Raw genomic sequence first — 13,586 nt, 5'->3', positions numbered from 1 at the left:
CTGGCGCTGTGCAGTGGGGCCCTGCGGCGCTACCTGATCTCCCACGGCACGACCGTCGACACGCCGCTGGTGAGCGTGGTGCCGATCTCGGTCCGGGCCGAGGAGGCCGCCACCGGTGGCGATGCCACCGAGGGCCTGGCGGCCGACGCCGGCGCCAACCAGGTCTCGGCCATGTTCGTGTCGCTGGCCACCGAGCTGGAGGACCCCGCCGAGCGGCTGCGCGCCATCGCCCGGCTGACCCGCGGCGCCAAGGAGGAGCACAACGCCCTCGGGGCGGCCGTGCTCATGAACTGGGCGGAGTTCGCGGCCCCGGGGGTGTTCGCCCGGGCCATGCGGCTGTACTCGAGCATGAACCTGGCCGACCGCCACCGCCCCATCCACAACGTGATCATCTCCAACGTGCCGGGCCCGCCTTTCCCGCTGTACCTGGCCGGGTCCCGCCTGGAGGTGCTGGCCCCGCTCGGGCCGATCATGGAGGGGGCCGGGCTCAACATCACGGTGATGAGCTACATCGACCGCATCGACGTCGGGCTCATCTCCTGCCGGGAGCTGATCCCCGACATCTGGGCCCTGGCCGACGACTTCAGCGCGTCGATGGAGGAGCTGAAGAAGGCAGCGCAGATCTAGAGCGCACCCACGCCAGGAAGTCGGTGACCGCCGCCACGGCGTGGGCGGTGCGGATGGAGCGGAACACCTCGAAGGCGTGCTGGGCGCCGGGAAGCTCGGCGTAGACCACGGGCCGGGTGCACACCTCGCGCAGCATGCGCACGAACGAGCGCGCCTCGGCCACCGGAACGAGCGAGTCGTTGGCGCCGTGCACGACCATGAACGGCGGGGCGCCGGCGCCGACGTGGTCCATCGGCGAGGCGTCACGGAACGCCTCGGGGTGGTCGCGCATCTTCATCTTGAGCACGGTGCGGCCGATGAACCAGGCGAACCCGGAGCCCCGCACCCCGTCGCGGTTGGTGAAGTCGTACACGCCGTAGAACGGGATGCACGCGTCGACCGAGGTGTCGCGCCCCTCGAACCCCGGCTGCAGGCGGTCCTCGCCGGCGGTCAGGGCCACCAGCGCCGCCAGGTGGCCCCCGGCCGATCCGCCGGACACGGCCACGAACGAGGGATCCCCTCCGTGGCCGGCGATGTTCTCGCGCACCCACGCCACCGCCCGCTTGCAGTCCACGAGGTGGTCGGGCCAGGTGGCGCGCGGCGACAGCCGGTAGTTGACCGTCACGCACACCCAGCCCTGCGCCGCCAGGTAGAGCATCATCGGCAGGCCCTGCTCGCGCTTGTCCCCGATGACCCAGCCCCCGCCGTGGATGTACACCAGGACCGGCGCGTCCCGGCCCGTCTCCCGGGGGCGGTAGATGTCCAGCCGGTGGGCGTGGCGGCCGTCCCCCCAGTAGTCGACGTTGCGCACCTTCTCGACCCGGCGGTCGCGCATCAGGAACGGCAGGACCAGCTGGGCCCGGTCGGCCACCCGGGCGCCGGCACTCGACAGGCGCCGGTCGCGCTGTTCCCGCCACGCCGGCCCGAGCCCCTCGTCGAGAGCGGCCTCGAGCACCGGCCCGGCCCGGCCCGCCTGCACGACCAGGCCGCTCAGGCCGACCCAGGACACGATGCACAGCACCAGCCCCGCCCACCCGGCGGGGTGGTCGAGGGCGCCCAGGGGCACCAGCACGGCGGTCACGACGGCCTGGCCCACAATGGTGTGGACCGGCAGCTCGGAGACCAGCCACCCGGCGAAAAACACCACCGGCGAGGTCACCTCCCACCGCGGCGGGCGGTAGGCGTTGGCGGTGAGGGCCACGCCGGCCAGGCTCAGCCCCAGCAGCAGCCACGACGTCACTGCCCCTTCTCTACCATCCGCCAATGCCCACCCTGTCCGAGGCCGACTCCAAGGCCCTGCTGGCGCGCCACGGCGTGCCGGTGCCCGCCGAGGCTCTGGCCGCTTCCCCCGCCGAGTCCGCCGTCGCCGCCGCCCGCATCGGCTTCCCGGTCGTGGCCAAGCTCTGCGGCGCCGGCCTGGCCCACAAGACCGAGCGGGGGCTGGTGCGCCTGAACCTGCGCGACGAGGCGGCCGTGGCCGACGCCGCCGCCGCCCTGCTGGCCGCCGCCACCCCGGACGACGGGGACGTCGGCGTCCTCGTGGGGCCGATGGTGTCGGGGCTGCGGGAGCTGATTGCCGGGCTGGTGCGCGATCCCCAGTTCGGGCCGTGCGTGATGCTCGGCGTCGGCGGCGTCCTGACCGAGGCGCTGGGGGACGTGGTGTTCCGCCTGGTGCCCCTGACCCGGGCCGACGCCGCCGAGATGATCGACGACCTCGGCACCCAGGGCCTGCTCGGGCCCCTCCGGGGGGAGCCGGCCGTCGACCGGGAGCGCCTCGTCGACGTGCTGGTGGGGCTGGCGGCGGTGGCGGCGGCCGAGCCCGGCATCCGCTCGATCGACCTCAACCCGCTGATCGTCTCGGCCGGGACGCCGGTGGCCGTCGACGCCCTAGTGGAGACGGCGTGACCGACACCCTGCGCGCCGAGCAGTTCCGGGCCCTGTTCGAGCCCCGGGGCGTGATCGTGGCCGGGGCCTCCACCCACCCGGCCAAGTTCGGCTTCACGGCCCTCCACAACATCCGGGCCAACGGCTACCGGGGCCGGGTCTTCGCCACCAACCTCGAGGGCGGGGAGATCCTCGGCGTCCCGGTGGCCACCGACATCGCCGACCTGCCCGACGGTCAGGCCGACCTCGTCTTCGTGTGCACGCCGGCGGGCGCCAACGAGTCCCTGCTGCGGGCCTGCGCCGCCAAGGGGGTCCGGGCCGCCTTCGTCACCTCGGCGGGCTACCGGGAGGCGGGCGGAGACGGCCTCGCCGCCGAGCGCCGGCTCGTCGGTCTGGCCGACGAGCTCGGGATCCTGATGGCCGGCCCCAACGGCCAGGGCCTGGTGTCCACCCCGGCGTCGCTGTGCGCCCAGATCGTGGCCCCCTACCCCCCGCCGGGGAGGATCTCGATCGCCAGCCAGTCCGGCAACTTCGTCTCCTCCTTCATGAACTACGGCGTCCAGACCGGCATCGGGGTGTGCCGGGCGGTGAGCGCCGGCAACGCCGCCGCCCTCGGCATCGGGGACCTGATCGCCTGGTACGGGGAGGACCCCGTCACCGGGGTGGCCCTGGCCTACGTCGAGGGGATCGAGGACGGCCGGGCCTTCTACGACCAGGTCCGCTCGGTCACCCCGCACAAGCCGGTCGTGCTGGTGAAGGGCGGTGCCACGCCGGGAGGGCAGCGGGCCGCCGCCTCCCACACCGGGTCCCTGGCGACCGAGGGCCGGGTGTTCGAGGGGGCCATGCGCCAGGCCGGGGCCACCCTGGCCGAGGGGGTGGAGCAGGCCTACGAGGTGGCGGCCACCTTTGCCACCCAGCCGCTGCCGAAGGGGCCGAACACCGTCGTCGTCACCACGGCGGGGGGGTGGGGGGTGGTCACCGCCGACGCCGTGTGGGCCTCGTCCCTGCGCCTGCTGCCCCTGCCGGAGGACCTCAGGGCCGAGATCGACCGGCGCCTGCCGCCCCGCTGGAGCCGGAACAACCCGGTGGACATGGCCGGGGGGGAGACCCGGGACACCATCCCCGAGGTCCTCGACCTGGTGGCTGCCCATCCCGAGGTGGACGCCGTCGTCTACCTGGGCCTCGGGATCCAGTCGAACACCGCCCGCAGCCTGCGGGCCGGGCCCTTCTACCCCGACCACGGCCTGGAGCGGATCGTGGCCTTCCACGAGCGCCAGGACCGCCGCTTCGCCGAGGCCGCCGCCGCCGTCTCCGAGTCCAGCGGCAAGCCGGTCCTCACCGCCACCGAGCTGGCGGTCTGCGACCCCGCCAACCCCGGTCCCGCCACCGTCCGGGACAGCGGGCGGCTCTGCTACCCGTCGGCCAACCGGGCCGTGGCCGCCCTCGACGCCATGTGGCGCTACGCCCGGTGGCACCGGGCCCGAGCCGGCGAGGATGCGTAGGTACGCAGGTGCGCAGGTGCGCAGGTGCGCAGGTGCGGCGGCCGGCGACCATGCCGATGGACGCCTACCGGAACGGGGACAGGTTCGTGGTCCGATTCGACCTGCCGGGGATCGACCCGGCGTCGATCGACCTCACCGTCGAGAAGAACGTCCTGACCGTCCGAGCCGAGCGCGCGTGGAAGCCCGCCGAGACCGACGAGGTCGTCGTGGCCGAGCGGCCCCAGGGGGCCTTCTCCCGCCAGCTGTTCCTCGGGGAGACCCTGGACAGCGAGCGCATCGAGGCCCACTACGACCAGGGCGTGCTCACCCTCACGATCGCGGTGGCCGACCGGGCCCGCCCCCGGAAGGTCGAGGTGAGCACGGGAGACGGCGCCGCCGATCCCGTCAGGACCATCGACGCCGGCTCGCAGGCGCCTGAGCCTTCGCCGGCCCCCCCTCCGGAACCGCGCGCGGGGCGCTTTCGGGCGCCCCGCGAGCGCGTCCGGCCACGCTCAGTGTCAGGGAGATTCTGTTCCGGGTCCGCATGTAACTCCCGGAGGGGGGGTATGGGGCGTGGCGTGCCGATCGAAACCAGCGACGCCCGCTCTCCGGTCAACGGCCAGGGATCCCGGCCCCCGGACCCGTCCCCGCCCGCCCGCCGGGGCCCGGGCCGGCCCCGGAACGCCGCCCACGACGAGGCCATCGTCCGGGCGGTACGCGACCTCCTCCGGGCCAGCGGCTACGGAGCGCTGACCATCGACGGCGTGGCCGCCCGGGCCGGCGTCGGCCGCCCGACGGTCTACCGGCGCTGGCCATCCAAGGCGGCGCTGGTGATCGGGGCCCTGTCCGATCTGGCCCCCACCCAGCCCACACCGGACACCGGGAGTCTGCGGGAGGACCTGCTGGCCATCCGCCGCCGGCAGATGGAGCTGCTCTCGAGCCCGGAGGGGCGCCGGGTGCTGCCGGGCCTGGCCGCCGACGTGGCCGAGGACGAGGAGCTGCACCGCTGCTTCAACGACCAGTACGTGGCCCCGTGGAAGGGCGCGGTGGAGGAGGCCATCGAGCGGGCCGTGGCGCGCGGCGAGATCGCAGACACCGCCGACGCCCTGGTGGTCTCCGACGTGCTGACCGGGCCGCTGTTCTTCCGGGTCCTGTTCGCCGGGGAGCCGGTGACCGACCAGGCGCTCGAGTCGGTCGTGGACCTGGTGCTGGCCGGGCTGCAGCGACTGCCCCGCGCCGGGTAAGCAGTAGTTGTAGCTCCCCGTCTCGTAATCCTCGGCGCCGGCTTCGGCGGCCTCACGGCCGCCCGGGCCGCGTCCGCCCTCCCCGTCGACGTCACCGTCGTCGACCGGCGCAACTACCACACCTTCCAGCCGCTCCTCTATCAGGTCGCGACCGCCGGCCTGGACTCGGCCAGCATCGCCTATCCCGTGCGCGGCGTGGTCCACCACCAGGAGAACCTCGACTTCCGCGTGGGCATGGTGGACTCGGTCGACCCGGTGGGCCGGCGGGTGTGCCTCGAGGGCGGGGACGAGCTGGCCTACGACTGGCTGATCGTGGCCGCCGGCGCCGTCACCTCGACCTTCGGCGTGCCGGGAGTGGAGGAGCACGCCTTCCCGCTGAAGAGCCTGACCGACGCCATCCGGCTGCGGGGCCACCTCCTCGCCCGCTTCGAGGAGGCCGACGCCCACCCCGAGCGGGTCCGGGCCGGCGACCTCACGGTCGTGGTGGTCGGGGGTGGGCCCACCGGCGTGGAGCTGTCCGGGGGGATGGCCGAGCTGTTCTACACGGTGCTCTGCCACGACTACCCCGGCCTGGACCTCGTCCCCTCCCCGCCGGATCCCCTGCACCCCGGCCTGCATCCCGGCCACGGCATCGTGCTGCTCGAGGCCACCGACCGGCTGCTCGGGTCCTTCGGCGCCCGCTCCTCGGCCAACGCCGCCGACCAGCTGCGCCGGCGGGGCGTCGACGTGCGCCTGGGCGCCGCCGTCGAGGAGGTGGCGGCCGATCACGTCCGGCTGGCCGGGGGAGAGGTGATCCCGACGCGGACGCTGGTGTGGACCGCCGGGGTGCGCGCCAACCCCCTCGGGGCCCGTCTCCGCCTGCCGCTGGGGCCGGGGGGCCGCGTGGTCGTCGGCCCCGACCTGGCCGTGCCCGAGCGGCCCGAGGTCTTCGTGATCGGAGACCTGGCCGCCGCCTCGGACCACCGGGGCCGTCTCTACCCCCAGCTGGCGCCGGTGGCCATGCAGCAGGCCCGCCACGCCGTGCACCAGATCGACAGGCGGATCAAGGGCCGGCCGACCGCGCGGTTCCGCTACTTCGACAAGGGCACCATGGCCACCATCGGGCGCAACGCCGCGGTAGCCGAGCTGCCGCTGGGGATCCGCTTCCGCGGCTTCTTGGCGTGGCTGGCCTGGCTGGGCCTGCACCTGGTGTTCCTCATCGGGTTCCGCAACCGCCTGTCGGTGCTGCTCGACTGGTCGTGGAACTACCTCACCTACGAGAGGGGCGTGCGGCTCATCCTGCCCGTGGGGTCTGACGATCCTCCCGCTCTTCCTCCGGGCCCGCCCCGGTCCGGCCCTCCCCCCGCGTCTGGGCCAGGCTCGCCTCCAGGGCCGCCATCAGATCGATGACCGGCGCCGACGGGGCGCTGGGCTGGCTCACCAGCTCCTGGCCGGCGGCCTTGGCCTCGATCAGCGCCATGACCTGCTCGCGGTAGGTGTCCTCGTACTTCTCGGGCTGCCAGTCGGTCGACAGTGACTCGATGAGCGCCTCGGCCATCTTGAGCTCGCGCTCCCCGGCCTCCTGCTCCCCGGGCAGGCCCTCGATCTCCTCCTGGCCCACCACCTCGTCGGCGAAGTTCATCGTCGTCAGCACCAGCGCCTCACCCACCGGGCGCACCGCACACAGGTACTGCTTGGTCCGCATCACCACCCGGGCGATGCCGACCCGGCCGCTCTCGCGCATGGCGTCGAGCAGGAGGCGGTAGGCCTTGGTGCCGCGGGCGTCGGGGACCAGGTAGTAGGAGGAGTCGTAGTAGAGCGGGTCGACCTGGTCGAGCTCCACGAAGTCCTCGATGTCGATGGTCTGGGTGGCCTCGGGGTCGAGAGCGTCGAGCTCCTCGGGCTCGATCAGCACGTACTGGCCGGGGTAGAGCTCGTAGCCCTTGGCCAGGTCCTCGAAGGCCACCTCCTCCCCGTCGACCGAGCACACCCGCTTCTGCTGGATGCGGGCGCCGTCTTCGGCGTGGAGCTGGTGGAAGCGGACGGTCTTCTTGCGGACGGCGGTGAACAGCTTCACGGGCACGTTGACCAGACCGAAGCTGATCGATCCGCTCCAGATGGGCCGGGGCACGCCCCCAAGCCTACCGGCGCACCTCGACCTTGCCGCCCTGCACGCGCACCTCGAGCACCGGCTGGGGATGGGCCGTCGGCCCCGACACCGCCTCCCCGTCGGCGAGGCGGAAGCGGCTCTGGTGCCAGGGGCAGGTGATGCAGCCGCCGGCCACCTCGCCCTCGTGGAGGGGGCCGCCCTGATGGGAGCAGCGGGCCATGAGGGCGCGCACCTGGCCGCCCGAGCGCACCAGCACGACCGGCACCCCGTCGGCGTCGGCCAGCAGGGGGCGGCCCTCGGCCACCGACGCGTCGTCGGCCACGACCGTCCAGTCCGACGGGGCCTCCTGCAGGCTGGTGCGGTCGACGCCGGCGCCCCGCCGGAACGAAAGGTCGCCCCCGAGGAAGCCGGCGAAGGCCGACGACGCCAGCCCGGCCATCGCCAGGGCCCGGCCCCGCATCCGCCGCTTGCGCTTGCGCGCCACGTAGGACAGGGCGAACAGCACGTTGCCCGCGGCGTTCCCCGCCGCGTGCACGACCCCCACCCGCTGCTCGGCGGTCCCGAGCGTGCTCCAGTCGTTGAATCCGGAGGCGACGGTGGGCGCCGCCGCCAGCAGGCCGAGGAGGAGCAGCCGGTCGGCCGACTTCTGGCCCCGCCGCCCGCCGACCAGGTCGACGACCACGGCCCCGGTGTAGGCGCCGATGACGACGTCGGTCAGCAACGGGTGCAGCGGATGGCCCACCCACGTCCCCGACAGGACCGTGTTGAGGTCGCTGCCGGGCGGCACCACCTTGGACACGGCGTCTTTGACCGGGGCCGCGACACTGCTCAGGGCGTCGGTCTCCGCCAGCTTCTCGGGCACGCCCCGCAGCGGGCGCAGGGCCCGGTTGAGGCTCTCCCCCACAGTTCCGCTCATGACGACTCCCCTACCCCGGCCCACCGCCGGGTAAGCGGCGGGCGGACGGACGGGCTCATCCTGACCGGTTGGGGCCGGCACGGTCGATGGTCAGGCGCAGGAGCACCCGGCGCTCGCGCTGCATGGCCGCCCGGTACTCGTCCCAGTCCGGGTGGTCCCCGGCCGCCCGGCGGTAGTACTCGACCAGCCCGTCCATGGCGTCGGGGAGGGAGACGACCTCGACGGGCCCCTCGACCTGGGCCATCGGCCCGTACCACGAGTCGGAGAGGGCCACGAGCCAGGCCCTGGGGTGCCGGCGGAGGTTGCGGACCTTGACGGCGGTCTCGCGCGAGCTCACCACCACCAGTCCGGCCTCGTCGACCACCGCCGCCACCGGGGACAGCTGGGGCTGGCCGTCGGCGCGCTGCGTGGCGAGGACGGCGCGGTGGTTCTCGGCGATGAAGCGGCGGGCCTCTTCTGCGTCCATAGCCGGGCGAAGCTACCCTCCGCCGCCCCCCTCCCCCCCGCCCTCGACGGGGGCCGACGGGAACCGGGCGGGGCGCTTCTCCTTCATGGCCGCCACCCCCTCGCGCGCGTCGGCGCCGAGGAAGCCGAGCATCTCCAGGGCCAGCGAGTGCTCGAAGGCCGGCATGGCCGAGCGCAGCCAGGTGTTGAGCGAGCGCTTGGTCCACCGCACGGCGTGCTGGCCCGCCAGGGCCAGCTTGTCCGCCACGTCGAGAGCTGTCGGCAGCACCTCGTCGGCCGGTACGCACCGGCTGACCAGCCCGATGCGCTCGGCCTCCTTCCCGTCGACGAACTCGGCGGTGAGGACGTAGTACTTGGCCTTGGCCATGCCGCACAGAAGCGGCCACAACAGCACGGCGTGGTCCCCGGCGGCCACGCCCAGGCGCACGTGGCCGTCCCCGAGGCGCGCCGTCTCGGAGGCGATCGAGATGTCGGCCAGCAGGGCCACCGCCAGGCCGGCGCCCACGGCGGGCCCGTTGATGGCCGACACGATCGGCTTGTCGGTGTCGACCATGTTGCGGACGATGTCGCCGGCGTCGCGCAGCTGGCCCAGCACGACGTCGTAGCTCCCGGTCATCTCGTCGAGCAGGGTCATGTCCCCGCCGGCCGAGAAGGCCCGGCCCGCGCCCGTGATCACCGCGACGCGCGCCGAGTCGTCGGCGTCGAACACCGACCACACGTCGGCCAGCTCCCGGTGCAGGCGGAGGTTGGCGGCGTTGAGCACCTCGGGCCGGTTGATGGTGACGAGCAACACCCCGTTGGGGCGCCGCTCGAAGCGCAGGTGCTGGAAGTCGTCGTAGTCCATCGGGCCCTTTCTGCAGCCGCGTGGCGGCCACCGGGTTGTCGTGGCGACCGGCCGCTCAGCCGGCCGGCATCACCAGCACGATCTTGCCGAACTTGCCGCCGGCGGTGAACCGCTCGTAGGCCGCCGGCGCCTCCTCGATGGGGAAGGCGGCGTCGACCGGGGGCGCCACCCGCCCGGCGGCCAGGAGCGGGAGCACCTGGGCCTCGATCCGGCGGGCGGCGTCGGCCTTGTCCTCGAGGGGCCGGGCCCGCAGGGTCGAGCCGTGGATGCGCGCCCGCTTGAACATGAGCAGGCCCAGGTCCAGCTCGGCGGGGCCGTCTCCGCCGTGGCCGATCACGGTGATCCGGCCCCGCACGGCCAGGGCCCGGAGGTTGGCGGGGAGGTTGCGGGCGCTCACCAGCTCGATGACGACGTCGTAGGGCCCGTGGGCCTCGAACTCCTCGGGGGCCAGGACCCCGGCGCCCAGCCCGGCCACCCGGTCGCGCAGCTCGGCCCGGCGCACGGTGGCGGTCACCCGGGCCCCGGCGGCGGCGCCCAGCTGCACGGCGGCGGTGCCGACCCCGCCGGCGGCGCCGTGGACCAGGAGGTGCTCTCCCATCGCCAGCCCGCACTGGGTGAACAGGGCGTCGTGGGCGGTGGTGAACACCTCGGGGAAGCCCCCGGCCGCCGGCCACCCGACACCCGCCGGCACCGGCACCAGCAGCCGCTCGTGGACCGCGGCCAGCTCGGCCTGGGCCCCGCCGCCGACCACCGCCATGACCCGGTCCCCGACCGAGTAGCGGAAGGCGCCGGGCCCCACCGCCGCCACCTCGCCGGCCAGCTCGAGGCCGAGGATGTCCGCCGGGCTGTCCGGCGGGGCGGGGTACCCGCCGTGGGACTGGATCACGTCGGCGTTGTTGAGCCCGGCGGCGCGCACCCGCACCAGTACCTGACCCGTGCCCGGCGTGGGATCGGGGCGCTCGGCCACCTCGACCCGGCCCTCAGAGAACGTGACCGCTTTCATGAGCGGTCAGCTTCAGCCGACTCGGCCGCCCCCGTCCAGACCGTCCCGGTAGATCGAGGCGTAGCGCACGTCGGTGCCGGTGTGGTCGGCGATGATCATCTGGCCCCCGCCGACGTAGATCCCGACGTGGTCGACCGGCGAGTAGTAGAAGACGAGATCCCCGGGCTCGAGGGCGCTCACCGGGATGCGGGTCGTGTCGTCCCACTGCCCGGCGGCGGAGTGCGGCAGGGACACCCCGGCCTGCTCCCAGACGTACATGGTGAGACCGGAGCAGTCGAATGAGTTGGGACCGGAGGCGCCGTACACGTAGGGCTTGCCGACCTCCCGCTGGGCCCACTCCACCGCCAGCGAGGCCCCCGCCCCGGTCGGCGGGGGCAGCCCGGGACCGAAGGAGCCGCCCCGGGACGCCCGCCCCCCGAGGCGGGAGGAGAGCGACGACTGCAGCCGGGCGGCGGTGGCCTGGGCCTGCTGCTGCTGGATCTGGGCCACCAGGCCGGCCACCTGCCCGTTCACCGCCGACAGCTCGGCGTGCTCGGCGGCGGCGGCGGCGGCGGAGGCGTCCCGGGCCGCCCGCGCCCGGCTCACCTGGGCCTGGGCGGCGGACTCCTGCTGGGCCAGGCGGGCCTGCTGCTGCTGGTAGGCGAGCAGGGCGGCGTGGTAGGAGTCGATGGCGCCCTGCTGGGCGTCGGCCACGCTTGAGAGGTAGCTCTGGCGCAGCCCGGCCTGGGCCTGGTTGCCCTGCATGAGCTGCACGATGTTGCCGGTCTCGCCCCCCTGGATGTAGGCGGCCACCGCCGCCTGCTTGAGGACGGTCCGCTTGGCGGCCAGGGTGGCCTGGGTGGCGGCCAGCTGCCTGCGGGAGGCGCTCAGCTGGGTGTCGAGGGTGGACAGGCGGTTCTGGGCCTGGTCCAGCGCCTCGTCCTGGCGGGCCATCCGGGCGTCGAGGGTGGCGACCCGGGACGCCACCGCCGCCGCCTGGGCCCGGGCACCGGCCAGGCTGGGGGCCGCCGAGGCGGGGGAGGAGAGTCCGGGCCCGAGGACCGCCGTGCCGGCCAGAGCCGCCAGGCCGCAGGCCACCAGGGCCTTCTGCCGCCGGGACACGGGCGTGGAGGGACCGCTCGTGAACAAGTTCACAACGGGCGGGCAAGCTAGCCCAACCGGGCTGGCCCGCGCAACCGGACGGACGCGCCGGGAGGGCCTCCCCGGGGGGTGGTTGGATTGTTCCCATGACCGCCGCCGGCCAATCGCAGGGGTCCCGCGTCGAGCGCGACTCGATGGGAGAGGTGCGGGTGCCGGAGGGGGCGCGGTGGGGTGCGCAGACCCAGCGCGCCGTGCAGAACTTCCCGATCTCCGGGCTCACCGTCGACCGGGCCCTGATCTCGGCGCTGGCCGCCATCAAGGGGGCGGCGGCGGGTGAGAACGCCCGGCTCAAGGTCATCGGGCGGGACGTGGCCGGCGCCCTGGCCGCGGTCGCCGCCGAGGTGGAGGCGGGCCGGTGGGACGACCAGTTCCCCATCGACGTGTTCCAGACCGGCTCGGGGACCTCCTCGAACATGAACATGAACGAGGTGCTGGCTCACCTGGCGGGCGAGCAGCTGGGCCGGCGCATCGGTCCCAACGACGAGCCCAACGCGTCGCAGTCGTCCAACGACGTGTTCCCCTCCGCCATCCATGTGGCGGCGGCCCGGCTGCTCACGGGCGAGCTGGTGCCGGCGCTGCGCGAGCTGGCCCGGGCCCTGCGCGGGCGGCAGCGGGCGTTCAAGGAGATCGTGAAGTCGGGCCGCACCCACCTGATGGACGCCACCCCGGTGACCCTGGGCCAGGAGTTCGGGGGCTACGCCGCCGCCGTCGAGCACGGTGTGGAGCGGATCGAGGCGTGCCTGGGCCGGGTGTGCGAGCTGCCCCTCGGCGGAACGGCGGTAGGCACCGGGTTGAACGCCCCGAAGACCTTTGCCCGGGGGGTGATCCGCCGGCTCTCCGAGTCGACCGGAGTGGCGTTCACCGAGGCGCGGGACCACTTCGAGGCCCAGGGCTCGCGTGACGCCCTCGTCGAGGCGTCGGGAGCGTGCCGCACGGTGGCGGTGTCGCTGTACAAGATCGCCAACGACCTGCGCTGGATGTCGAGCGGGCCGCGCTGCGGCCTGGGGGAGATCCATCTGCCCGACCTCCAGCCGGGCTCGTCGATCATGCCGGGCAAGGTCAACCCGGTCGTGCCCGAGGCGGTCTGCCAGGTCGTGGCCCAGGTGGTGGGGAACGACGCGGCCGTGGCCTTCGGCGGGGCGGCGGGCAACTTCGAGCTCAACGTGATGCTCCCGGTGATCGCCCGCAACCTCCTCGAGTCGATCCGGCTGCTGGCGGCGGTGAGCCGGGCCCTGGCCGACAAGTGCGTGAAGGGCATCGAGGCGGACGAGGAGCGGTGCCGGCAGTACGCGCTGTCTTCGCCCTCGATCGGGACCGCCCTCAACCCCTACCTCGGCTACGAGAAGGTGGCCGAGGTGATCAAGGCGGCGCTGGCCGAGCGCAAGGACCTGCGGACGGTGGTCCTGGAGCGGGGCCTGCTCAGCGAGGAGGACGTCGACCGGGCCCTCGACGTGATGGCCATGACCCGTGGCGGGATCGTCGGCTAGGGCGGTGCACCCGATCGAGCGTCTGCGCATGGTGGCCCGGGCCGAGGGGGCCGGGCCCAGCCTCCTGGCCGGGGAGGCGGCGGGGGCGCTGGCCGGCTTTGCCGGGGACCCGGCCGCGGTCGTGACCGGGTGCCGGAGGCTGGTCGACCGCCACCCCGAGGTGGGGACGCTGTGGTGGCTGGCGGCCCGGGTGCTGGCCGCCCCCGATTCCTACGCCGAGATCCAGCGGGCGGCGGCGGCCCTCGAGTCCGACGACACCGCCGCCATCCTGGCCGCCGAGCTGCCGGGGCCGGCCAGCGCCGTGGTCGTGGGCTGGCCCGAGCAGACGGCCCAGGCCCTGCGGCGGCGGGGGGACGTCGAGGTCCTCGTCGTCGACTTCGACGGGGAGGGCCAGGCCCTGGCCCGCCGCTTGTCGGCGTCCGGGGTC

Annotated in this window: 14 protein-coding genes; 7 read left to right on the top strand and 7 right to left on the bottom strand. The window is 74.3% G+C overall.

Annotated elements, in window-relative coordinates; translation table 11 throughout:
* Positions 1 to 627: WS/DGAT domain-containing protein (locus VFW24_13225; protein ID HEX5267726.1), on the top strand; the 627-nt coding region annotated here is incomplete at its 5' end.
* On the opposite strand, the gene VFW24_13220 is transcribed toward VFW24_13225, so the two are convergent.
* On the bottom strand, positions 584 to 1,846 hold the full coding sequence (locus tag VFW24_13220) for an alpha/beta hydrolase (GenBank protein HEX5267725.1): 1,263 nt from the start codon (positions 1,844 to 1,846) through the stop codon (positions 584 to 586). The genes VFW24_13225 and VFW24_13220 overlap by 44 nt on opposite strands.
* Positions 1,847 to 1,869: 23 nt before the next feature.
* On the opposite strand from VFW24_13220, the gene VFW24_13215 reads away from it, so the two are divergent.
* Genes VFW24_13215 through VFW24_13200 form a run of 4 tightly spaced genes read left to right on the top strand, consistent with a single transcriptional unit; the run spans position 1,870 to position 6,604 of the window.
* Complete coding sequence (locus tag VFW24_13215; protein ID HEX5267724.1) at positions 1,870 to 2,511, top strand: acetate--CoA ligase family protein; 642 nt, start codon at positions 1,870 to 1,872, stop codon at positions 2,509 to 2,511.
* Positions 2,508 to 3,992: a CoA-binding protein gene (locus tag VFW24_13210; protein HEX5267723.1), complete on the top strand. Its 1,485-nt coding sequence runs from the start codon at positions 2,508 to 2,510 to the stop codon at positions 3,990 to 3,992. Before VFW24_13215 ends, VFW24_13210 begins: the two co-directional genes overlap by 4 nt.
* A gap of 32 nt (positions 3,993 to 4,024) precedes the next feature.
* Entirely contained in the window at positions 4,025 to 5,215 is a 1,191-nt protein-coding gene (locus VFW24_13205; protein HEX5267722.1) for a TetR/AcrR family transcriptional regulator C-terminal ligand-binding domain-containing protein, read from the top strand.
* Between the two features lie 27 nt (positions 5,216 to 5,242).
* Complete coding sequence (locus tag VFW24_13200) at positions 5,243 to 6,604, top strand: NAD(P)/FAD-dependent oxidoreductase (GenBank protein HEX5267721.1); 1,362 nt, start codon at positions 5,243 to 5,245, stop codon at positions 6,602 to 6,604.
* Here the strand turns inward: VFW24_13200 and VFW24_13195 are convergent.
* The 6 genes from VFW24_13195 to VFW24_13170 are packed head-to-tail and all read right to left on the bottom strand — an operon-like array spanning position 6,489 to position 11,666.
* Positions 6,489 to 7,325 (bottom strand): Ku protein, encoded by an 837-nt coding sequence (locus tag VFW24_13195; GenBank protein HEX5267720.1) that lies wholly within the window; start codon positions 7,323 to 7,325, stop codon positions 6,489 to 6,491. The genes VFW24_13200 and VFW24_13195 overlap by 116 nt on opposite strands.
* A 10-nt stretch (positions 7,326 to 7,335) precedes the next feature.
* Positions 7,336 to 8,220 carry a Rieske (2Fe-2S) protein gene (locus VFW24_13190; GenBank protein HEX5267719.1) on the bottom strand — a complete coding sequence of 295 codons (885 nt, stop codon included), beginning with the start codon at positions 8,218 to 8,220 and terminating at the stop codon, positions 7,336 to 7,338.
* 55 nt (positions 8,221 to 8,275) lie between these two features.
* Entirely contained in the window at positions 8,276 to 8,686 is a 411-nt protein-coding gene (locus VFW24_13185; GenBank protein HEX5267718.1) for a PPOX class F420-dependent oxidoreductase, read from the bottom strand.
* Between the two features lie 12 nt (positions 8,687 to 8,698).
* A complete protein-coding gene (locus VFW24_13180; protein ID HEX5267717.1) occupies positions 8,699 to 9,529 on the bottom strand; it encodes an enoyl-CoA hydratase/isomerase family protein in 831 nt (276 codons plus the stop codon).
* A 55-nt stretch (positions 9,530 to 9,584) separates the two neighbouring features.
* Positions 9,585 to 10,532, bottom strand: a complete 948-nt coding sequence (locus VFW24_13175) for a zinc-binding dehydrogenase (GenBank protein ID HEX5267716.1) — start codon at positions 10,530 to 10,532, stop codon at positions 9,585 to 9,587.
* Between the two features lie 12 nt (positions 10,533 to 10,544).
* Entirely contained in the window at positions 10,545 to 11,666 is a 1,122-nt protein-coding gene (locus VFW24_13170) for an NlpC/P60 family protein (protein HEX5267715.1), read from the bottom strand.
* A 92-nt stretch (positions 11,667 to 11,758) separates the two neighbouring features.
* Between VFW24_13170 and VFW24_13165 the strand changes: the two genes are divergently transcribed.
* Both VFW24_13165 and VFW24_13160 read left to right on the top strand, forming a co-directional pair.
* Positions 11,759 to 13,159, top strand: a complete 1,401-nt coding sequence (locus VFW24_13165) for a class II fumarate hydratase (GenBank protein HEX5267714.1) — start codon at positions 11,759 to 11,761, stop codon at positions 13,157 to 13,159.
* 4 nt (positions 13,160 to 13,163) lie between these two features.
* Positions 13,164 to 13,586: hypothetical protein (locus tag VFW24_13160; GenBank protein HEX5267713.1), on the top strand; the 423-nt coding region annotated here is incomplete at its 3' end.

It is taken from the genome of Acidimicrobiales bacterium, from assembly GCA_036273495.1.
Classification (GTDB): domain Bacteria; phylum Actinomycetota; class Acidimicrobiia; order Acidimicrobiales; family JAJPHE01; genus DASSEU01.
This window is presented reverse-complemented; position numbering and strand designations above follow the sequence as displayed.